This is a genomic window from Paenibacillus sp. ACRRY (assembly GCF_022346995.1).
GTDB lineage: Bacteria > Bacillota > Bacilli > Paenibacillales > Paenibacillaceae > Paenibacillus.
Genome location: NZ_JAKRNM010000002.1, coordinates 101,047 through 122,321 on the forward strand (window position 1 = coordinate 101,047; position 21,275 = coordinate 122,321).

Consider the following 21,275-nt stretch of genomic DNA (forward strand, 5'->3'; position numbering starts at 1 on the left):
AAAACCGGACGATAGCCAGTGATCCGTTTATCCTCCACAATGAAGGCATGACTTCAGGAATTGAACTTTTGTAATCGTTTCCAATGTGGGGAGGAAAACACTATGAAAGCCGAAACGACGGCTCGGACACGGCCCGCTGCCCGCAGTGACAAAAACCTGCTGTGGAGGGACGTTATCAAAAACCGGTGGCTCTACATCATGTTGATACCGGGGGTGCTTTACTTTGTTATTTTCAAATATATACCCATGTATGGCATTACGATGGCTTTTCAGGATTACACACCGTACAAAGGCATTTTGGGGAGTGACTGGGTAGGACTCAAGCATTTTCAGCGTTTCTTCGGGGAACCGCAGTTTTGGACCCTGTTCCGGAATACGTTTTTGCTGGCGATCTATAATCTGGTCTTCTTCTTCCCGCTGCCCATCGTGCTGGCACTGATGCTAAATGAAGTGCGCCGTGAGCGATTCAAACGTTTTGTACAGACGCTGGTCTATGTTCCGCACTTTGTATCGTGGGTTGTTGTCGTCGGCGTGTTCTATATGCTGTTTACCACGGAGGGCGGCGCCATCAACGAATTGCTGTACAGTCTGACGGGGCAAAAGATTGCTTTCCTGCTGGAGCCAGGCTGGTTCCGATCCATGATTGTAGGACAATCCATTTGGAAAGAGGTTGGCTGGGGCACGATTATTTTCCTTGCGGCACTTTCCGGTGTAGACACGCAGCTCTATGAAGCTGCACGGATTGATGGAGCCAACCGCTGGCGCCAGACATGGCATATTACGCTGCCTGCCATCCGCAGTACGATCGTGATTTTGCTCATTCTTCGTCTGGGCAACTTCCTGGATACAGGATTTGAACAGATCTTCCTGATGCTGACGCCGACCAACCGGGATGTGGGTGAGGTATTCGATACCTACGTATACACCAAGGGTCTGACACAGGCACAGTACAGCTACAGTGCCGCTGTCGGTTTGTTCAAGTCGGTTGTTGGGCTGGCGCTTGTACTGGGTGCCAACAAACTGGCCAAAAAATTCGGGGAGGAAGGCGTCTACTAACTTGAGAAAGCAGACGTCTACACCAGACAGGAGTGAACATTAAGATGCAACAGGATAAAACGTGGGGCAACCGAATTTTCGATATCGTCAATCATGGTTTGCTGCTGTTGATCGGAATCGTGACCGTCATTCCGTTTATCTACATTCTGGCTGTCTCGTTTACCAGCCCGCATGAGGTGGCGAAAGGAGGATTCATCCTTTTTCCCAAAGAATTCTCCCTGGCGGCCTATCGGTACATTTTCTCGACAGACACACTGATTCGCAGTCTCGGAGTCTCGATCTACATTACTGTGGTCGGTACATTGATTAACTTGTTATTCACATCATTGATGGCGTATCCACTATCCAGAAGATACTTGCGCGGACGGCAGCCGATTCTGCTCGGCGTATTGTTCACGATGCTGTTCAGCGGAGGTATGATTCCTACCTATTTCGTAGTTAAATCGCTGCATCTGACCGACACGTTATGGTCCCTGATGCTGCCTACCGCCATCAGTGCGTTCAACCTGATCGTACTCAAGAACTTTTTTCAGGCCATTCCGGATGAACTGGAGGATGCTGCCAAAATAGACGGCTGTAATGATGTCGGCGTTCTGTTCCGTATTGTACTGCCTTTGTCGATGCCGGCGATGGCCACGTTCTCCCTGTTCTATGCAGTCGCGCACTGGAACAGCTTCTTCAACGCCGTCATCTACATCAATGACAGCGAGAAATGGCCGGTTCAAGTATGGCTTCGTGAGATTGTCATTCTGGCTCAGAGCCGGATTGGTGACACGAGTATTGAGGAGACGGAGATTCAGCCGCTGACCATTCGCATGGCTGTCATTGTATTCTCAACGATTCCGATCATGCTTGTGTATCCTTTCCTGCAAAAGCATTTTGCCAAGGGAGTGATGCTGGGGTCTGTGAAAGGTTGAGATTGGTGATTGAATGGATGGTTGCAGAACGCAACATGCAGCATGCTGAATCAGCAATGTATAAAAGGGGAGGTTTTCATTTGATGAGAGGAACGAAAAAGAAAGCTCTGGCTGTTCTGAGCACACTTGCACTGGTAACGGGATTGCTGGCTGGATGCGGATCAGACGAGGGTCAGGCTGCCGAGGGCGGCGTACAGAACATCTCCATCGCGATTGCACAGGTAGGTGATGTGCCGAGTAAAGGAAATGAGGTTCAGCAAAAAATCGAAGCCTTTACCAATACCAAGCTGGATATTCAGTGGATTCCCGCTTCGGCGTACAATGACAAAATTAATGTCATGATCGCTTCCAGCGATATGCCGAAGATCGTCAAAGTGCAGTACAACCCGACAGTCACAAGTGCCATGCGCAACGATGTGTTTTGGGAGATCGGTCCCCTGCTCAAGGATTATAAAAATCTGTCTGCTCAGAACGAGCGCTTCTTCAACAACATCAAGGTAGACGGAAAAGTCTATGGCGTACCCGTGTTCTCTGATATTGCACGGGCGACGGTCATTTACCGCAAAGACTGGTTCGATAAGCTGAATCTCAAAGTACCGACCACGCCGGATGAATGGTATGAAACGATCAAAATCTTGGCAACTTCCGATCCGGATGGAGATGGGCAGGATAATACGTTTGGTCTGATGCTGTTCAAAAAATACAACGAAGATCAATATTCCTTCACAACGCGCCTTGGTGTAAGCTTCGGTGCACCGAACAAGTGGAAGGTTGAAGATGACGGCAGCTTCACACCGGAGTTCATGACGCCGGAATATATGCAGGTGCTAGATCTGCTGAAACGATTGTATGATGAGAAGCTGCTGAATCAGGACTTTGCCGTGTTTGACTCCTCGGAAGCGGAGAAAAAATACGACTCTGGCGTTGTCGGCATGCGTGTCGGCGTAGCGCAGAACGGTAAGAGTCAGCAGGAGCGTCTCTCCAAGAACGACCCGGATGGGGTTGTAGATATTGCAGGCTTGCTTGGAGCGAACGGCGACCGTGTTGCGGGCCAGACAGGCAACTCAGGCATATTGGCTTTTCCTAAAGCGACAGTAAAATCCGAAGAGGAGCTGAAAAGCCTGCTGAGCTTTTTGGATAAGTTGATGGAACCGGAGATGGCAACGCTGCTTATGCGTGGAATAGAAGACAAACATTACACCAAAGTGGGCGAGGATGAAGTGGAAATGAGCGACTTCGATGCGTTCCAGCGTGAGGTGAAGCCATACCGTGACAATTTGCCATACGTTGAAGGTTACAATGTACCGAATTTGAAGGATACCGAGCTGGGGGTAAAAGGGACGGAGCTTGCCAAAGAGCTGGCCGAACATGCCGTTCCGAATCCTGCGCTTACGTTATACTCGCCGACCTATGGTGATCGCGGGGCTGATCTGGATCAGATGATTGCCGATGCGCAAACGAAATATATCATGGGCAAGATCGATGAAAACGGTTGGAAACAGGAGATTGAGAACTGGGCTAATGCGGGCGGAAGCAAGATTCGCGAGGAATACGCAGAAGACTACAAAAAACAGGCTCAATAAGCGAGCGGATGCGGAGGGTATCGATGAAGGAAACCTTGCAGTTCACACCGGTACGAATGGCCGATCAGTTCATGGAAAGTTACCGCAATCATCAGCTGTATACCACCTGGCATTATGAGAACGGCTGCCTGCTGAAGGCGCTGGAAGAACTGTATCATCGTACGGGGGAAGCCAAGTATTACGGTTACATCCGGGAGCTGATGGATCACTTCATTCAGGAGGATGGCACGATACGCTCGTATAACGTTGAGGAGTACAATCTGGACCAGATTAATCAGGGGAAATCCTTATTCTTCCTAATGGACCAAACAGGTGAATCGAAATATCGCAAGGCAGCAGACCTGCTCATGGTTCAGCTCAAAGGCCAGCCACGAACCAGCGAAGGCGGTTTCTGGCACAAGAAGATCTATCCTTTTCAGATGTGGCTGGATGGATTGTATATGGCGACTCCGTTTCTCACGCAGTATGGGGCAGTAACGGGCGAAGAAAAGTGGTTTGACCGGGCGGCTCTGCAGCTGCTGCTGGTGGAGAAGCATACACGTGATCCGCGCAGCGGTTTGCTGTATCATGCCTGGGATGAAAGCAGGGAGCAGCGCTGGAGTTCGGGTGATACCGGCCGTTCCCCCCATGTTTGGAGCAGGGCCATGGGTTGGTACGTGATGGCCGTGGTGGATACACTGGATCATCTGCCTGTAGATCATGAACAGCGGGGCCAGATTGCCGGCATATTTGAACGCGTAGCAAACGCACTTGTGCATGTACAGGATCAACAGACGGGGCTATGGCCTCATCTGCTGGATCAGCCGGGGCGTGAGCGCAATTATCTGGAAGCATCGGGTACATCCATGTTTGTATATGCGCTTGCCAAAGGTGTACGCAAAGGTTACCTGAGCGACAAGTTTAAGGAGACAGCAGCTAAAGGATATCAGGGGTTGCTGCAGCACTTGCTTCAAACGGATCGTGAAGGTGTACTTTCGCTGACTCAGTGCAATGGCGGTGCAGGTCTTGGAGGCAGTCCGTATCGTGATGGGTCGTACGAATATTATGTAACCGAGTCGATCCGAATCAATGATCCGAAATCGGTTGCCCCGTTTATTCTGGCAGGTGTGGAGATGGAACTGGCTTAACGCTGGTTCTTTTCTTCAGACAGAATTATGATAGCGTATTCATTCAAGCGAGCCTAATGCTGGTAATAATGATAATACAAAAGGGAGAGATGGTTCATGAGTCCAAAAGGTCGGGTGTCCCGTATAGGCGGTTTGGTTGTCATTGGTGCAATGTCCGCCGGACTGCTTGCAGGTTGTGGAGGAGAAAAAACTCCAGCCGCCGGGGAAGGCAAGTTTCCCATTTCCATCTCTTTGATGCAGGTAGGCGATGTGCCCGCGAAGGAAAATGGGATAGAGCAAAAGATTGAGGAGTATACAAATACGGATGTCAATGTTCAGTGGATTCCGCAGTCGGCTTTTGATGACAAGGTGAACGTCATGGTTGCTTCCGGAGAGATGCCGACCATTATGCGCGTGAATTACGTTCCGACCACGTTCAACGCAGCCAAAACGGGACTGTTCTGGGAATTGGGACCTTACCTGAAGGATTATAAAAATCTGTCTGCCCAATCCGAGGCCTATTTTAACAATATCAAGATCGAAGGCAAAATTTACGGCATTCCCAACTTCCGCGATATCGGACGAACGGCCATTGTATACCGCAAGGATTGGTTTGATAAGTTGAAGCTGGATGTGCCCAAGACGCTGGATGACTGGTATGAAGTGATGCGTTCCATGCGCAAGGATGATCCCGATGGGAATGGCAAGGAAGATACGTATGGTGCGCTGCTCTTCAAGAAGTATAACGAAGGCGTGTCTTCTCCGCTGACTCGGATTGCCGTGAGTATTGGGGGTGTGAACAAGTGGGGTGTAGATGATGCGGGCAAACTGACTCCGGAATTCCTGACCACTGAATATGTGGACACCATGAAGCTGTTCAAGCGACTGTTTAGCGAAGGGCTGATTAACAGTGATTTCCCTGCACTTGACCCTTCGGATGCGGACAAAAAAATGGACTCTGGCTTGATTGGCATGAAGCTGAACGGCGTGGCGCAGAACGGCAAGTCGTCCCAGCAGCGGCTTACGCCTAATGCCCCGGATGGGGTAATCGATGTAGCTCCGTTCCAGGGGACGGATGGTACACGCATCGCCGGAGAGCCGGGGAACTATGGCATGCTGGTAATCCCGAAGGCTGCTGTACAGGATGAGGAGCAATTGAAAAAAGTGCTCACATTCCTCGATCAGCTGATGGATGAAGAGCTGAGTACGCTGCAGCTTCGTGGGCTGCTCGATGTGCACTACACCAAGACAGCGGACGGTAAAACTGAACTCAAGGACTTTGACGCTTATCAGCGCGAAGTGAAGCCATATCGCGACAATTTGTTAAGTATTGAAGGGTACAACGTAGCTGAATTGGTTGATGTTCCGATTGGCATGAAGGGCACCAAGATGGCTCGCGAGAATGAGCAGTATGCTATTCCGAATCCTGCGCTGACACTGTCATCGGCCATCTACACCGAGCGGGGTCAGGAACTGGATCAGATGATCTGGGACGCACAGACCAAGTACATTATGGGCAAGATTGACGATGCAGGCTGGGAGCAGGAAGTGGCTAACTGGCGAAAAGCCGGGGGAGATCAGCTAATCTCTGAACTGGAGGCATCCTATGCCGAACTGAACGGGAAATAATGCAAAGCGCAGAGTATACGTGTGCTCCGATAGAAGCTGTGTTTTACGTGAATGAACGTGAAGCATGGCTTCTTTTTCTTTCCCAGGATTATGGTTGGGCAGCAGAAAGGGTATAAAAAGAAAAGAGCATTCTTTTCACATCCATTTATACTCACCGAGAGGGGAAAGACATCATGATTGAAGAACATGACAAGCAAGAAATAGTTGCAAATGATACATACGAGGGAAAAGATCTGGGGGTAACGATTGGCGCTCAATCCTGCCAATTCAAAGTTTGGGCACCTGATGCCGTTCAGATGGACGTGCTGCTCTATCCGGCATCCACTGCCGAGCTTTCAGGAGGACAAGGAGGAACCGGGGAACAACGTGCCGAGCCAAAGGAATTCCTTATGGAAAGACAGCAGCAAGGCATCTGGTTGTTGAAGCTGGATGGAGAATGGAATGGTTATCGGTATATGTACCGTGCCACCTTCAAGGGTGGACGACAGGAGACAGCAGTGGATCCCTATGCAAGGGCAGTTACCATGAATGGTGAAATGGGAGTTATTATCAGGCTGGAAGAGACAGATCCCCCAGGATGGAGCCAGGATGTTCGTCCAGAGCTGAAGAGTCCGGTGGATGCCATATTGTACGAGCTGCATGTACGGGATTTTTCAATTCACCCATCATCAGGCATGGTGAACAAAGGCAAGTATTTGGCTTTTACGGAAACAGGACTGCGCGATTCCGAAGGCAATACACTGGGGATTGATCATTTGATCGAGCTTGGGATTACCCATGTGCACCTGCTGCCCGTGTTTGATTTTGCCACCGTGGACGAATCCAAGGCTGGAGACAGTGCTTACGGTGATTCCGAGGATTCCAGCTATAATTGGGGGTATGATCCGCTTCATTACAACGTTCCCGAAGGCTCTTATGCCACACGTGCAGATGAGCCTGGTACACGCATTCGCGAGCTCAAGGCTTTGGTGCTGGCACTTCATCAGAGAGGTATTGGAGTGATTATGGATGTGGTGTATAACCACACGTTTAATACGAAAGGCAGTTCGTTTGAGAAGCTGGTACCGGGATATTACTATCGTCAGAATGCGGATGGTACTTACAGTAACGGGTCCGGGACCGGGAATGAGGTAGCCACAGAACGTCCTATGGTACGCAAGTTTATCCTGGAATCGGTGCGTTACTGGGCTGAGGAATACCATATTGACGGGTTCAGATTTGACCTGATGGGGTTGATTGATACGACAACGATGAAGGAGCTAGCTGCGGAACTGCATGAACATGTATCACCATCCATCCTTTTGTACGGTGAGCCGTGGGCTGCATTGGACTCCCCTCTAGGGGAGCGAATGACCCTCAAGGGAGATCAGAAAAGAGATGGACTAGCCGTATTCAACGATAATTTTCGTGGAGCGATCAAAGGGGACAGCGATGGAGCAGAGAAAGGATTCGCTACAGGTGCGGAGGGAAAGGAAGAGGATATCTGGACGGGTGTAAGGGGAGCCGTTACCGATTTTACGGCCAGTCCATCCGAGACGGTGAATTACGTAACGGTTCACGATAATCTGAATCTGTGGGACAAGGTTGTGCATACGCAAGGACTCGAAGATCAGCTTGGGTTCATCTCCTATGATGATGAGGGACACGTTCGTGGATATGACAGTGTAGAGCGGGCAGTACAGCATGCGAATCCGTATATGCAGATTGAACCGAATCATGTGTTGGAGAATGAAACGGTTAAGCGCTGCTTGCTTGCAAATGGCATTGTGCTCACATCCCAGGGAATTCCCCTGCTTGCGGCGGGGGATGAGTTTTTGCGCAGTAAATACGGCGATGCCAACAGTCACGAGAGTGGTGATGCAGTCAATGCGATTCGTTGGGGACTAAAGCAGCAGTTCAAGCCAGTGTTCGATTATTACCGTGGACTGATTCGTCTACGTCGTGAACATGCAGCCTTCAGGTTCAGAACCCGGAAAGATATTGATCAACATGTAAGTCTGTTAAACAAAGATAAAAGCCTGCTTGCTTATGAGCTATCAGGCGCGGCTGCTGGCGATTCCTGGGAGCGAATTATCGTGATCTACAACGCGGCAAAGGAAAGCCGAATCCTCCCTATTCCTTCCGGAATGTGGAATGTTGTTGTAGAGCAGGGACAAGCAGGTCTTGAATCGCTGCGTACCGTCAAGGAAGGGGAGGTCAGCGTACCGGCTATATCCCTGATGGTCATGTATGCCAATAATTAATTTTTTGCGTACTGTAGTAAAGCACCCTTTCCCGCTGCGGATAGAAGGGTGCTTTATTTTGTTTTTTTTATCAGACAGGTACAAATGCTGTCAATCTACGGCGCTTGTTTACATATGCTGTATTTTGAAAGCGATTGCTGCAAGTGTTTGACCAATATCCAGCGAGTGACTTCATGAATGCCTCTGTTCAACCGATATGTTGATTACAGACAACCCCGGGTTGACAAATGACGTCCCGCTCCGTACCATCGGGACAACACGAAATCAATGGATATAAAGGCGGTGGGAACGATGCCGGAATGGACATCTTTTCGTTATGAAGGCAACGATCTTGGCTTAACATATACTCGTGCTTCCAGTACATTCAAGCTGTGGGCCCCAACGGCCCGGCAGGTTTCTATATTGGTTTATGAAGATGAGGGCAGCTACAATGCAAGAGGACGGGTAACGGAACATGATGGCGGGCAGGCAAGTGACATGATCCGTGATGACGACGGTATATGGATCGTGAAGCTGGCAGGCGATTGGGCAGGATTTTATTACATGTATCGCATTACTCACGATGATCAACGCACAGAAGTAGTGGTAGATCCTTATGCCCGTGCCGTGTCGCCCAATGGTCAGCGGACGGCCATTATTGATCTCGATACAACGCATCCACCGGATTGGGAGCTGGACGTGAAGCCTGTTTTTCAGCGTCCGGTGGACGCCGTCATTTATGAATTACATGTGCGTGATTTCTCCTCCGATCCTCATGCGGACATTCCGTATAAAGGGAAATTTCTGGCCTTCACGGCTTCCGGACTGACCGACAGGGCAGGTCATCCTATCGGTGTGGATCATCTTGCCGAACTCGGGATTACCCATGTGCATCTTCTGCCTGTGGCGGATTATCAGACGGTAAATGAACTGGAGTCGGCTGAAGAAGGCACAACATTCAGAGCACCCTATAATTGGGGTTATGATCCACAGCACTATAACGTCCCAGAAGGCTCCTATGCTACGGATCCTCGGGATCCGGCTGTGCGAATTCGCGAGTTCAAATCCTTGGTGCAGTCCCTGCATCGCCAGGGAATACGTGTTGTGCTTGATGTGGTCTACAATCATACGTATGGTGTGGACGAAGGTCCATTTGACCGGATCGTACCCGGTTATTTTTACCGCTATCGGACAGACGGCACACTGAGTAATGGGTCGGGTGTAGGCAATGAATTGGCTACAGAACGCCCAATGGTGCGAAAATATATTATAGACTCTCTTCTGTACTGGGCTGAGGAATATCATGTGGATGGATTCCGTTTCGATCTCATGGGCCTGATTGACACCGATACGATGAACGAATTGACCCGTGAACTGCGCGAGCAGATTGATCCAGCCATGCTAATTTATGGGGAGCCGTGGACAGGCGGAGACTCTCCACTAGATCGCAAAACTTTGAAAGGTACCCAGCGAGGTCAGGGATTTGCTGTGTTCAATGATCATTTCCGCAGTGCGATCAAAGGGGACAGTGATGGCAGCGGAAAAGGGTATGTAACCGGAGCAGACGGCCTAGAGCACGAGATGCTTAAGGGAATTTCAGGAGCAATTGATGACTTTACATCGTCACCTGTGGAGACCGTCAATTACGTCACGGCCCATGACAACCTGAACCTGTGGGACAAAATCGCAACCACGATGAATCTCAGACATGAATTGGGCTTCCCAGCGTGGAGAGACGGGCAACCGATGGAAGGCGGGAGTGCAGAATCGGCGGTAAAGGCAGCAGATCCCTATCGATATGTGGATGCGGATGATGTGCTTAACCATGAGATGGTTCGCCGCTCGCTGTTATCCTCCGGAATATTGCTTACCTCTCAGGGGATTCCGTTTCTGCATGCAGGGGATGAGATGCTGAGGTCAAAAGCGGGAGATCACAACAGTTACCGCAGCGGTGATGCGGTTAATGCCATTCAGTGGGCGAACAAGTCCCGTTTCAGACCTGTCTTTGACTATTACCGGGGGTTGATACATCTGCGTCGTACTCATCCCGCCTTTCGCATGATCAGCGCAGACCAGATTCGGAATCATCTTCGCATTATACGAGCTGACGGTAATGTCGTCATATTCATGCTGCAGGATGGAGCCAATCAGGACACCTGGAATCGAATCATCGTGGCCTATAATGCGACAGCGTACCAGCAGCAGATTCATTTACCGGAAGGTGACTGGCATGTGGTCGTTAACGATCATCAGGCAGGTACAGACTCGATGGGGATGGTTAGCGGCATTGCTCCTGTAGAGCGCTGGTCGTTAATGGTTCTGTATGATATCGAACATGTTGGGGGAACAGAACCGGCTACAATTGAGATTAATGCTCCAAGGCAGGTGTATAGCCCAGGTGAAACGGCAGGGCTGCGGGCGATTGTACGCGACCGTCTCGGTAATGTAGTAGAGAATTGCGAAGTCCTGTGGCGTTCTTCGGAGCCGCAGCTGATTCAGATTGACCCGGATGGAACGATCCATGCGAAAGAGACAGGTGAAGCAACGATCACGGTTCAATGTGGTCATATCTTTGCTACAAGCCTCTTGCAGGTGGATCATCGCCATGCCGAACGAATTGAGCTTGTCGGTGAAACCGTTCTGTATACGACACGAATCAGTCGCTTCCGTGCATTGGTGCTGGATCAATTTGGGCAGCCGCTCCAAGGGACCGCCATACGCTGGCATTCCTCCAATTCGGATATTGCAACGGTTAGTGCAGCTGGAATCGTCCGTGCCTTATCCCCAGGAACAGCGCAAATTACAGCCATGGCTGGCAGCATACAGTCTACAGCGACAATCAAAGTCCACAAGCACGTCTCACGTCTGGTTACGCTTCGTTATGAACGGGAGGATCAACAGTACGAGGGATGGGATGTTTGGGTATGGGGCACAGGAATGGCAGATGGAGCGGTGTCCCTTGAACGGGTGGGCAATGCCGCAGAGGCCCGTATTCGTGTAGCTCCAGGCTTGCACCATCTGGGCCTCATTATCCGTCTGAATGAGTGGCAGGCCAAGGATACTTGTGGAGACCGATATGTAGATATTGTGCCGGAAGACGGGGATGTGCAGATTGTTGTGCAGAGCGGTACAGATCAAATGCTGGTTATACGCGAGAGTGATGAAGAGGATAATCGTAACAGTGCCTGAATCCTCTTGTGAGATCCATGTAGTAGCTGTAGATAAACCTAGAAGCAGCAGGCAGTCGGAGGGTATCCCGGCTGTCTTTTTTCTGGTCTATAGAGCTTGGATTTTGAGGTGTAAAGGGAATAAATTGTACAAGCCAATGTTTGAGAAGCATGTTCATTGGGGTATAGATAGATATGGCCCCAAATTTGGCCACAGAAAAAAAGGCCCATTAGGGTCTATGAGAGAAGCCGAATGCTTCCCAACACCAATACAAAGTAGGGATCCCTTGAAGGAGGATGTTCAATCATGAAATCCAACGGAAAAATGGCTCAACTTACTGCAACTCCACGAACTGAAAAGAAAGGTGCGGCATTGCGCCTGTTAAGACAAGGCGGACGTGTTCCGGCTGTCGTTTATGGTCCTGAATTTGAAGGGGCCTCCATACATGTGGATGAAAAAGAGATGCTCAAGGTCGCTCGTACAGGTCGTTCCGAGATGTTCAACCTCAATCTGGAGGGTGGCAAAACCGTTCCTGTGCTGATTAAGGATCAGCAGGAGCGTAATGGACGTCTGCTGCATGTAGACTTTTTGCAAATATCCAAAAATAAACCGATCAGCGTAAGTGTGCCGATTGATTTCCAAGGTACGGCTGCCGGCTCCAAAGCCGGTGGTGTGTTCCAGACGCAGGAAACCGAGGTGGAAGTCGAAGGACTTCCAGCCGACCTGCCGACTTCCATTGAGGTGGATGTCAGCGGGCTGGACATTGGTGATCGCCTGACAGCGGAAGATATTAAACTGGATAAGGGACTGACACTTATTACGTCACCTGATTCCATTATTGCATCCGTTATGCCACCACAAGCGGCAGAGGAAGAACCAACAGCTTCTGCTGATGAGGCAGAACCTACGGCTGCAGAGGAAGAGAAGGCAACAGACGAATAATAGGGGCGTGGGAGTTCCTGCTCCCTTACCCCAGATGAAGCCCGGTCATGATGACCGGGCTTTTTTTGCAATCGTAGAGGTGGTTATAATAGATACCAGTGATACATCGATTCGAGGCGGATCATAGACCATATTCGCAAACAAGTCAGTATAAGTTCTTAGGAAAGTGGGCAATTTCATGTTTGATCCAACCGTGTACGACAATCTCAAGGTCGGCTTTGAAAACTATCTGTATGATCTAGACAATCTGGATGAGATGATTCATATATCCAACCGGAAAGACAGCATGGAAATGGCGAGTATGTCCAGAGAGTTCGTGCTGCAGTTCGTTCTAAGGGAGCATCCTGAGGTCAAAGGGGAAGTTATACTCCGAAGCTCTCTAGAAGCGCTGGCGGCCGAAATATTGGAGACACCCGGCAGCCAGCCGGGATGTCGCCTTGAACTTCGGTTTAGCCAAGAGACTCCAGAGCCAGGCAGGCTATGTCCGGCAATTCGCTCCATCATTCAAGTGAGCTGGCCGGATCAGCGCTTGGTACAGGACATTCATTTTGTGTACGGAGAGGAACCTATTAGGTATAACGTTTCAAGTCATGTGTATTTTGATCGAAATGTGAATGAAGACCAGATGGGAGATATTCCGGAATTATGTGAACATTTGGTGAACGTGTTAAAAAAATTAGTACAACTGCATAATTAATCATTCGTAAAGCCCTGTCTCTTCCCACGAGACGGGGCTTTTTTGTCATTTTATTAGAATAGTTAAATAGGCTTACAGGCTTAGGTATAAGGGCTTGTATCTAATATTTTACGCAAGGTAGTCAAAAAATGTATATTAATAAAGGAGAAAAAGTGCAATTGAACTATACATAATTGGTGAATTTGCGAAATAATGAATGGGACTAAAGATTTATAGATGCACTAAAGGAACTAGTTTTCCTTGCCGATAAAATATCGAAGGGGAGAAACTACATGACAGAGAAATTAATTCGTCTGCTGCGTATACTTCAGGCTATACAAGCGTATCCCGGAATTTCAGCCAAGGAATTGGCTGCGAAATGTGATACAACTGTACGCACGATCTATCGCGATCTCCGGATTTTGGACAGGGTTGCCCCTATCATGAACGAAGGCTACGGCAAGGGTTATCGGTTTATTGGGAATTTCGCCTTGTATCCACTCGATTTCACGGAGCAGGAGGCCATGGTCTTCTCCATGCTTCCGTCTGTTCTGGATACTTCTCAATTGCCGGCTGAATTCGATGCAGCTTTTGACAAAGTGATGTCAGTCCATACCAAGCTAAAATCAAAAAACAGTGATATCGTGGAAAACATTGCAGGTATCATACGCATGGGAACGCCTGCATACCGGGAGGAAGGTAAAGACCCCAATCTGCTTATCCCGATCATAGAAGCTATTCTTAATCAGGAAACCATACGTACCCGGTATCGTACACTGACCAACAATGATATTACGGTCCGTGATATTGATCCCTATTATCTTATTCCACGCGATCAGCGCTTTTATCTCGTCGGGTATTGCCATCTGGTACAGAAGGTGCGATTGTTTCGCATGAGTCGATTTATGGATGTGAATCAGACAGGAACCCACTTTGACAAAGCGGATTTCAACATAGCGCAGTATATGAAAAATACGTGGTCTGTTGATCGAGGGGACGAACATATTCATTTCAAGGTGAGATTTACTGAAAAAATGGCACCCTACATAAAAGAAGAAGAAATGTTTGTTCGTCCGCGCATGACCGATCTGCCCGATGGCGGATTGTTATTCGAAGTCACACTAAACAGCAGTCGTGAGTTCCTAATGTGGTTATATCAATTTGGCCCTCAAGCGGAGGTTCTTGAGCCCCGAGAATTTCGAACAGAGATTCGCAAACAACTGACTCAATGGTTGGAGCACTATGAGGGAGATGAATAATTTGATTGGTTATTTAAACTTGAAACTTGGATATAAGGAAAAGGAGCAGAACATGTTATGAGCAGCAACTTATTTGCAGCCATGGATCGAATGGAGCATTATCACGGTATCCAGGCATTAAATGTAGATGATACCGTATTTTTGGTTAAGGATCCCAATAATCGTACAGATCATCAGGCCATCAAGGTTGTTATTCCACCAATAGGCACCGTGGGATATATCGTGAACGATCCAGTAGCTGTTCCCCACGGGTGCTGGGCAGGCTCTGGATTTTATGATGTCTTTCATCAGCAGACCTGTGCGAAGGTCCGGTTTGCCATGAAAGATATGATTATTGTTGAGCTCATTGAAATGGTACATGTCCCCATCCCCCAAATGGAGTCATGGATCACAAGCTGGCAGTCACGGGAAAAAGCATAACCAGTCCCTAGCAGCCATTGGGGCAGCTTCGTTATGACTTCTTCCAATATATGCTCACTGACGAATAAGTCTTGTATAAGCTGCTTCGAGATGCATGGCGGTTCGGGACCAGCCAAACTGGTTCACGGCAATTGCTCGCCCGGCCTTTCCAAGGGATTCGGCCAGCATGGGATCCCGGGCAAGCTTCTGAAGGCAAGCAGCAAATGGCTGAGGTTTGTCATAAGGAGAAACCAGATAACCGCTGCTGCCTGATTCAATAATTTCACGAATGCCACCATTGTCTGAAGCGATGACAGGCAGACCGGAAGCCATGGCTTCAACGTTAACCAGGCCGAAGGCTTCGTGCATTTGAGACGGGCAAACCAGGCAATCAGCGGCCCGGTACAAATGGTGTATCTGTTCATGGGCAATCTGTCCGAGAAAAGATGAACGTATCCCCAGTTTTCGGGCTAGCAGACGCAGCTTGCGGACATAGACCTGTGGCCCCTTGCCTGCAATAATCAGCTGTACATCAACCTTCTGTTGCACAAGGGCTACTGCGCGAATCAGAATATCCACACCTTTGCCTGGAATCAGTCTGCCGACATACAGCACAGAAAAGGGTTGTGAACGCTCTGAAAGCGTGGAGATTTTGCCATCGCTTAGGGCTGGGACGAAGCGGGTCAGATCGGCGCCCAGAGGGATAACATTCATCAGATGTTTCACCGAAGGGAACCTGCGTCCTAATCTCTCTCTCAGCGACAAACTGTTGACGGCGATGCAGTCGGCTTGTCGTAACAACGTTAATCTGGCGGGTCCAGGCTGAGCGAAGGTCAGGGAGTGAAGGAACAGGATTGCAGGGATGTCAGGCAGGCTTCGTTTGATTCGGGCCAAGCAGCGCGGCCTGTTATCCACCTGGATCAGATCAAACGAACTGTCCTTTAAGAGCCGAATGACGGCCTGAATATATCGATCGGGACTACTGGATGTAACACGGCGAATCGTAATGCCCTCAAGCTGCTCTTTGGCTGGAAGACCAGGCATTTCGCGGCTAATAATGGTCACTTCATGACGCAGTGCAAGTTCGCGAGCGATACCCAGAATGCTTATTTCAACTGAACCGTTTCCAGGCACAGGTAGTTTCTCCGGTGCGACCATCGCTATTTTCATTGGGTGGCTCCTCCTTGTCCCATACTCGTAACGAATCTTCGTCACATCTTATGCTTCTACGAGACGTTTGGCGCCTCGGTAGTACCGAAGAAATATGTATTTGTGATATAATGAACAGGTTGCAAATATTCGTTACGTGGATAGAAACAGGAGGAACATGATGTTACATTCAACGCTGGGCCGCTTCCGATTACTGCTGTGGCTGCAGGGACTTTCATATGTATTATTGCTGTTTGTGGCATTCCCCTTGAAGAATGCAGGGATCTTGCCTCAATCGGTCACATGGTTTGGCAATCTGTACGGTTTTTTGTTTTTGATGTACATGTTGTTTATGGTTAGTCTATATACGACGCAAAAGTGGCGTTTACGTCGTCCGATCGCTTTATTTTTCATATCATTTATCCCCCTGGGCAATTTCGTTTATGATTTTTTCGTTTTTCGCAAATTGGATCAGGGTCAAGGTACTGTTAAATAAAGCTTGACTTTGTGTAGTGTTGTGAATATGATGAGAACAGGTTATTTGAACTGTAAGAAATGCATCAACTAAAACTGCATATTCCTGATGTTAAAGGGGAGTAGCTTTCACAGTAAAGTCGTCAATTCGGGATTACATCCCCGGCTTTATTGGCAGCAATTTGTTGTTAGCGAGACCTTTACCAAGTTTTCATGCTGGGTAAAGGTCTCTTTTTATGGATATAAAAGGATCTTTACCAGCGATGGTAAAGGTCCTTTTTTTGTACATCATAAGGATACTAAGGAGGAGTCAAATTTGGATTTGTCATTATTATTGGAGTATGGATGGGTATTAATCGTCCTAGTAGTCCTGGAAGGATTGCTGGCAGCAGATAATGCTTTGGTGCTTGCGATTATGGTTAAGCATTTACCGGATGAGAAACGTAAAAAGGCACTATTCTACGGTTTGCTCGGTGCCTTCATCTTCAGGTTAGGTTCCTTGTTCCTGATCTCGTTCCTCGTCGATGTGTGGCAGGTTCAGGCGATCGGAGCACTGTATCTTCTCTACATCTCGATTAACCACATTGCCAAGAAAGTTATGGGCAGCCGAAACAAGACAGACGAAGCAGCCGATGATGCACCGAAGAAAGCCAAGAAACAATCCGGTTTCTGGATGACCGTTTTCAAGGTCGAGGTAGCGGATATTGCTTTTGCAGTTGACTCCATTCTTGCAGCCGTAGCACTGGCTGTGGCGTTGCCACCAAGTGGATTGCCTCCAATTGGCGGGTTGGATGGTGGACAGTTTATCGTCATCTTCCTGGGCGGATTTATTGGTCTCGTCATTATGCGTTTTGCAGCTTCGTTCTTCGTTAAATTGCTTCATTCCCGTCCGGGACTTGAAGTGGCAGCCTTCGTTATCGTAGGTTGGGTAGGGGTTAAGCTGGCAGTCATTACGCTGGCGCATCCTTCGCTTGGTGTGCTGGATGAACATTTCCCGGAAAATAAAATTTGGAAATTCGGATTCTATATCGTATTGATTACCATTGCGGTATGTGGTTGGTTCCTGTCTTCCAAAGTACCAGCCAAAGAGGATGAAAATCCGATTGAAGAGTTGGAAAAACAAGCGGGAAATTAAGCCCGTAAGCTTAACCAAAACAGCATATATTGTCGTAAAAATCAGGGGCTGTATGGATACAGACCCCTGATTTTTTAGTATATGCATAACTATGCCAAACGGTTTATTTCCAAGAAAAGGGTTGACATATCAAAACGAGTCCTATTAATATAAGACTTATCATTTACGAAGGGAGGCCGAAAGACATGATGGTTGGTTATGATGTTCGATTAACACAGACACCAAGTCGCATAGATACAACTGCATATCCAGCTCATCGTCTCTTTGGCCTCTTACGGGCGACATAGGAGAATCGGCATATCTTTTCACTGTTCATTATGCAGGCATAGATATGTCAATCTCGGCTTATATAGCGATGGAGAACAGAGGTATGGCATCTTCATGCCCTCCTGTTCTCTGTTATTGTCATGAAGAAGTCATGGGCGATGCGTCCATGACTTCTTTTTTTGTTGTATTGACTGAAGCGGACATGAACGATGCGATACAAACATTTCTTAATTATAAAAAACAACTAAAAGATGAAAAACAGGAAGGAAAAATCACCATTTATGAATACAGAACCTAATTTATTTACGAGTCAAAATGAATTCCCTGGCGGCTATCGGCATGAAGTGAAGTTGCCAGCAGGAGACTTGACGGTATATGCCGCACAACAATTATTTTCCTCGCTTGATTACAAAGTGTTTGAAATGGCTAACAACAATCTGCAAATTCCTGGAATTTCCTATATGAGTTATACCCCGGACGTTCATGTGGGTGTGGGAACCTGCATCGGCACTACGGCCGTATGGGACGCAAAGACGGGATACGTGTCTCCGTCCATTGTTGGCAGTGATATCGGCTGCGGGATGCGGGTGCATATGACCAATTTGCACAGAGATGATCTGAAAGATGTGAAATTGCGCCGCAAGCTGGTCAAGGCCATTGAAAAGGTACTGCCAATGGAGGCTAGTCAGCGGGGGCATTTCTCGGATATCCGACTAGAACACATTGTTCGCAAAGGCTTGCATGGCTTGCCGAAAAAATATATTCCGGACAGTTATACACCGAAGAAGTCGACATCGATCACCCATGTGGAAAGCAGCAAATTTGCTTACGATGAGGAAGTGCTGAATCTTGTTCCAGATATGACATGGCACCGTGCACATCGTCAGCTGGGCACCTTGGGCGGGGGCAATCATTTTGCCGAAATCCAGTCTATTGAAATTGCAGAGGAAAATCGTGAGATCGCGGAAGCCTGGGGATTGGTTGATGGTCAAATTGTCATCATGATTCATTCAGGTTCTCGTGCCTGGGGCGGACATGTGAGCCAGACCAGCTCGTCTGCCATTGCCAAAGTGATGCAGAGAAACGGGCTTGGTACATCTGATCCGAGACTGGTTTTTGCTCCGTTGGAACACGCCGAAGGCCGTCATTACGTTAACATGATGTATTCCGCTTTGAATTATGCTGTGGTTAACCGTCATCTGATCGCTTACGCTATTCGGGAGGCATTCCGGGAAGTATTCGGACCCAAATGTGAATTCCGTACGCTGTATGATCTGATGCACAACTATGCCTGGGAAGAATCCCATGCGAAAGAAGGCAGCGTATTCGTCCATCGCAAAGGGACAACGCGTGCGCTTCCTGCCGGGCATCCGGATAATCCGAAACCTTATATGGCTACAGGTCATCCTGCGCTTATTCCAGGATCGATGGGAACGGCTTCGTATATCATGGTAGGTCAGCCGCAGGGCGAGGATAACTATTATTCGATCTGCCATGGTGCAGGGCGCATTCGTTCACGTACCGCAACCAAGCGTCTGGTTACGGTAGAAGATTTTGCATCCGCACTTGGCGTGGGTACAGAAGATGAAATTGTGGTGAATCAGCGTTCACTCGAATCGATTATAGATGAATCGCCACAGGCGTATAAGAATGTCGATGAAATTATTGATAGTGTTACCGGTGCAGGCCTGGCTCAGGTTGTAGCCAAATGCAAACCGCTTGCCGCTGTGAAAGGAGCCAAGTAATGATAATACCGAATGAAAAAGTAAATCAGACCCAAGCCATCTATGCTTATGACCAAACACAGGACGACCAAATCCGTATCCAGGGCTATGCGACATATGCACGCCTGATTCGGGGCATTATTGAAGCATTAAGCAGCAAGTACGGGGTTCGTTATGAACTGTTTGCCAGTGATGATCCGAACAACGAATACTGGGAGCTGCTGAAAGAAGATTTGTTGAATGACAGTAACGAAGTGGAGCTGGTTGCCCGTATTTTCGAGGATCTGGAGCTCCGTACTCTGCATTATGAAGATGATGGTGATGTACCTACATATGGTGTGCATTATTCCATCCGGAACAACGTGTTTGCGTATCCTAAATGGGGGGTAGCACTCGTCCGTATTCCTTTTTTCCGGGATAATGGCATTTACAATGAGGACTTTGTATTCGCGATAGGAGAACAAGAACTCAAGCAGTTTCTGGGCAGTGTACGTGAACGGGAGCGTCAGCAAAATATGAAAAAGGTTACGGTGTATACCGATGCCCGCAATGGCAGTGAACGCCATGTCGAATCCATCACCCGCTCGGTGGGAAGAGACGATGTGGTTCTTTCGCCCCAAATCAAGCAGGATATTTTCCGCTCGCTGGATCAGTTCTTCGAAGCGGATCGCTCCTTCTACCGGGAATATGATATTCCGTATAAGCGGGGGATTCTGCTGTACGGTCACCCGGGCAACGGGAAAACAACCTTGGTCAAATCCATTGCGGGCAGCATTCCGGGTCCAGCTGCATACTGGCAAATTACCGAGTATACCAACAGTGAGTCCGTTCGGGAAGTGTTCGAGGCAGCCAAACGCCTGGCTCCTATGGTGCTAATCATTGAAGATATTGATTCGATGCCGGACGAGGTGCGCTCCTTCTTCCTCAATACACTGGATGGAGCGACATCCAAAGAGGGTATTTTTCTGATCGGTACAACGAATTATCCGGAGAAAATAGATCCAGGTCTCATGAACCGTGCTGGACGGTTTGATCGAGCTTATGAAATTCCACTGCCAGATGAAGCACTGCGACTGCAATACTTGCAGCAGCGTGGATTTTCGGTCTTTGCCGGTGAAGAAGGAACGCAGGAAGCGGCTCGGCTCACGGATACATTCTCCCTTGCACAGCTCGGTGAGTTATATGTCAGTGCTGCACTCGAATGGCATCAGAATGGCCAGACAGACATTGTACAAGTTATTCAGTCCATGCGGGGAGAGCTGGACAAGAGCCATAAGCATAACTGGCTGACTCAGCCAGGAAAAGGACGGGCCGGTTTTTATTAATACCATACACTCACCAAAATAATATACATCTCAATTGGATATACTACGGTTGTCTGCTCCTACATACAATGACCTTCGGGAGGTACAATTAAGCCGTTGAAGCTATTGAAGGTTGAACGGAAAGTAAAATTGAGTTGTTTCCTTGCTGAGACGGGCTTGTCGTGCGGATATGAAGCATATGCATAAAAGGTAATATACAACAATTTTTAATTCAGTTGTTTAAATGCTTCTGTAGCGGTTAATA

Annotated in this window: 17 protein-coding genes; 16 read left to right on the forward strand and 1 reads right to left on the reverse strand. The window is 48.4% G+C overall.

The window, feature by feature from the left end; all coding sequences use genetic code 11:
• Positions 1-102 precede the first annotated feature (102 nt).
• From MH144_RS09670 to MH144_RS09720, 11 genes are all read left to right on the forward strand, one after another.
• Positions 103-1,056, forward strand: a complete 954-nt coding sequence (locus MH144_RS09670) for an ABC transporter permease (protein WP_095289557.1) — start codon at positions 103-105, stop codon at positions 1,054-1,056.
• A gap of 44 nt (positions 1,057-1,100) precedes the next feature.
• The gene (locus MH144_RS09675; protein WP_095289558.1) at positions 1,101-1,973 is read left to right on the forward strand and encodes a carbohydrate ABC transporter permease; all 873 of its coding nucleotides are present in this window, start codon (positions 1,101-1,103) and stop codon (positions 1,971-1,973) included.
• Between the two features lie 83 nt (positions 1,974-2,056).
• Positions 2,057-3,556: an extracellular solute-binding protein gene (locus MH144_RS09680; RefSeq protein ID WP_239299403.1), complete on the forward strand. Its 1,500-nt coding sequence runs from the start codon at positions 2,057-2,059 to the stop codon at positions 3,554-3,556.
• 23 nt (positions 3,557-3,579) lie between these two features.
• On the forward strand, positions 3,580-4,683 hold the full coding sequence (locus MH144_RS09685; protein ID WP_239299405.1) for a glycoside hydrolase family 88/105 protein: 1,104 nt from the start codon (positions 3,580-3,582) through the stop codon (positions 4,681-4,683).
• 96 nt (positions 4,684-4,779) lie between these two features.
• The gene (locus tag MH144_RS09690) at positions 4,780-6,291 is read left to right on the forward strand and encodes an extracellular solute-binding protein (protein ID WP_239299406.1); all 1,512 of its coding nucleotides are present in this window, start codon (positions 4,780-4,782) and stop codon (positions 6,289-6,291) included.
• Positions 6,292-6,464: 173 nt separating this feature from the next.
• The gene (gene pulA, locus MH144_RS09695) at positions 6,465-8,534 is read left to right on the forward strand and encodes a type I pullulanase (protein ID WP_239299407.1); all 2,070 of its coding nucleotides are present in this window, start codon (positions 6,465-6,467) and stop codon (positions 8,532-8,534) included.
• 291 nt (positions 8,535-8,825) lie between these two features.
• Positions 8,826-11,702 (forward strand): type I pullulanase, encoded by a 2,877-nt coding sequence (gene pulA / locus MH144_RS09700; protein WP_239299408.1) that lies wholly within the window; start codon positions 8,826-8,828, stop codon positions 11,700-11,702.
• Between the two features lie 285 nt (positions 11,703-11,987).
• Complete coding sequence (locus MH144_RS09705; RefSeq protein ID WP_239299409.1) at positions 11,988-12,623, forward strand: 50S ribosomal protein L25; 636 nt, start codon at positions 11,988-11,990, stop codon at positions 12,621-12,623.
• Positions 12,624-12,801: 178 nt separating this feature from the next.
• A complete protein-coding gene (locus tag MH144_RS09710; RefSeq protein ID WP_239299410.1) occupies positions 12,802-13,320 on the forward strand; it encodes a hypothetical protein in 519 nt (172 codons plus the stop codon).
• A gap of 272 nt (positions 13,321-13,592) precedes the next feature.
• Positions 13,593-14,558 (forward strand): helix-turn-helix transcriptional regulator, encoded by a 966-nt coding sequence (locus MH144_RS09715; RefSeq protein ID WP_239299411.1) that lies wholly within the window; start codon positions 13,593-13,595, stop codon positions 14,556-14,558.
• Positions 14,559-14,615: 57 nt separating this feature from the next.
• A complete protein-coding gene (locus MH144_RS09720; protein WP_239299412.1) occupies positions 14,616-14,978 on the forward strand; it encodes a DNA-binding protein in 363 nt (120 codons plus the stop codon).
• 54 nt (positions 14,979-15,032) lie between these two features.
• Here the strand turns inward: MH144_RS09720 and MH144_RS09725 are convergent, their stop codons facing one another.
• Positions 15,033-16,127 carry a glycosyltransferase family 4 protein gene (locus tag MH144_RS09725; RefSeq protein ID WP_239299413.1) on the reverse strand — a complete coding sequence of 365 codons (1,095 nt, stop codon included), beginning with the start codon at positions 16,125-16,127 and terminating at the stop codon, positions 15,033-15,035.
• 160 nt (positions 16,128-16,287) lie between these two features.
• On the opposite strand from MH144_RS09725, the gene MH144_RS09730 reads away from it, so the two are divergent.
• The 5 genes from MH144_RS09730 (at position 16,288) to MH144_RS09750 (ending at position 21,031) form a co-directional block, all read left to right on the forward strand.
• Positions 16,288-16,602: a DUF3817 domain-containing protein gene (locus MH144_RS09730; protein WP_239299415.1), complete on the forward strand. Its 315-nt coding sequence runs from the start codon at positions 16,288-16,290 to the stop codon at positions 16,600-16,602.
• A 294-nt stretch (positions 16,603-16,896) separates the two neighbouring features.
• Positions 16,897-17,715: a TerC family protein gene (locus tag MH144_RS09735; protein ID WP_095289570.1), complete on the forward strand. Its 819-nt coding sequence runs from the start codon at positions 16,897-16,899 to the stop codon at positions 17,713-17,715.
• Between the two features lie 355 nt (positions 17,716-18,070).
• Positions 18,071-18,280 carry a hypothetical protein gene (locus MH144_RS09740; RefSeq protein WP_239299417.1) on the forward strand — a complete coding sequence of 70 codons (210 nt, stop codon included), beginning with the start codon at positions 18,071-18,073 and terminating at the stop codon, positions 18,278-18,280.
• Positions 18,264-19,727 carry an RtcB family protein gene (locus MH144_RS09745; RefSeq protein ID WP_239299419.1) on the forward strand — a complete coding sequence of 488 codons (1,464 nt, stop codon included), beginning with the start codon at positions 18,264-18,266 and terminating at the stop codon, positions 19,725-19,727. The genes MH144_RS09740 and MH144_RS09745 overlap by 17 nt, the downstream gene beginning before the upstream one ends.
• Entirely contained in the window at positions 19,727-21,031 is a 1,305-nt protein-coding gene (locus tag MH144_RS09750) for an AAA family ATPase (RefSeq protein ID WP_239299421.1), read from the forward strand. Before MH144_RS09745 ends, MH144_RS09750 begins: the two co-directional genes overlap by 1 nt.
• Positions 21,032-21,275: the final 244 nt, after the last annotated feature.

Excerpts from the sequence above, each read along its gene's own strand:
- MH144_RS09750 (WP_239299421.1), top strand. The coding sequence starts at position 19,727 with ATGATAATACCGAATGAAAAAGTAAATCAGACCCAAGCCATCTATGCT.
- MH144_RS09715 (WP_239299411.1), top strand. The coding sequence starts at position 13,593 with ATGACAGAGAAATTAATTCGTCTGCTGCGTATACTTCAGGCTATACAA.
- MH144_RS09710 (WP_239299410.1), top strand. The coding sequence starts at position 12,802 with ATGTTTGATCCAACCGTGTACGACAATCTCAAGGTCGGCTTTGAAAAC.
- MH144_RS09720 (WP_239299412.1), top strand. The coding sequence starts at position 14,616 with ATGAGCAGCAACTTATTTGCAGCCATGGATCGAATGGAGCATTATCAC.
- MH144_RS09745 (WP_239299419.1), top strand. The coding sequence starts at position 18,264 with ATGAATACAGAACCTAATTTATTTACGAGTCAAAATGAATTCCCTGGC.
- MH144_RS09680 (WP_239299403.1), top strand. The coding sequence starts at position 2,057 with ATGAGAGGAACGAAAAAGAAAGCTCTGGCTGTTCTGAGCACACTTGCA.
- MH144_RS09670 (WP_095289557.1), top strand. The coding sequence starts at position 103 with ATGAAAGCCGAAACGACGGCTCGGACACGGCCCGCTGCCCGCAGTGAC.
- MH144_RS09685 (WP_239299405.1), top strand. The coding sequence starts at position 3,580 with ATGAAGGAAACCTTGCAGTTCACACCGGTACGAATGGCCGATCAGTTC.
- MH144_RS09740 (WP_239299417.1), top strand. The coding sequence starts at position 18,071 with ATGGAGAACAGAGGTATGGCATCTTCATGCCCTCCTGTTCTCTGTTAT.
- MH144_RS09690 (WP_239299406.1), top strand. The coding sequence starts at position 4,780 with ATGAGTCCAAAAGGTCGGGTGTCCCGTATAGGCGGTTTGGTTGTCATT.
- MH144_RS09675 (WP_095289558.1), top strand. The coding sequence starts at position 1,101 with ATGCAACAGGATAAAACGTGGGGCAACCGAATTTTCGATATCGTCAAT.
- MH144_RS09705 (WP_239299409.1), top strand. The coding sequence starts at position 11,988 with ATGAAATCCAACGGAAAAATGGCTCAACTTACTGCAACTCCACGAACT.
- MH144_RS09730 (WP_239299415.1), top strand. The coding sequence starts at position 16,288 with ATGTTACATTCAACGCTGGGCCGCTTCCGATTACTGCTGTGGCTGCAG.
- pulA (WP_239299408.1), top strand. The coding sequence starts at position 8,826 with ATGCCGGAATGGACATCTTTTCGTTATGAAGGCAACGATCTTGGCTTA.
- pulA (WP_239299407.1), top strand. The coding sequence starts at position 6,465 with ATGATTGAAGAACATGACAAGCAAGAAATAGTTGCAAATGATACATAC.
- MH144_RS09725 (WP_239299413.1), bottom strand. The coding sequence starts at position 16,127 with ATGAAAATAGCGATGGTCGCACCGGAGAAACTACCTGTGCCTGGAAAC.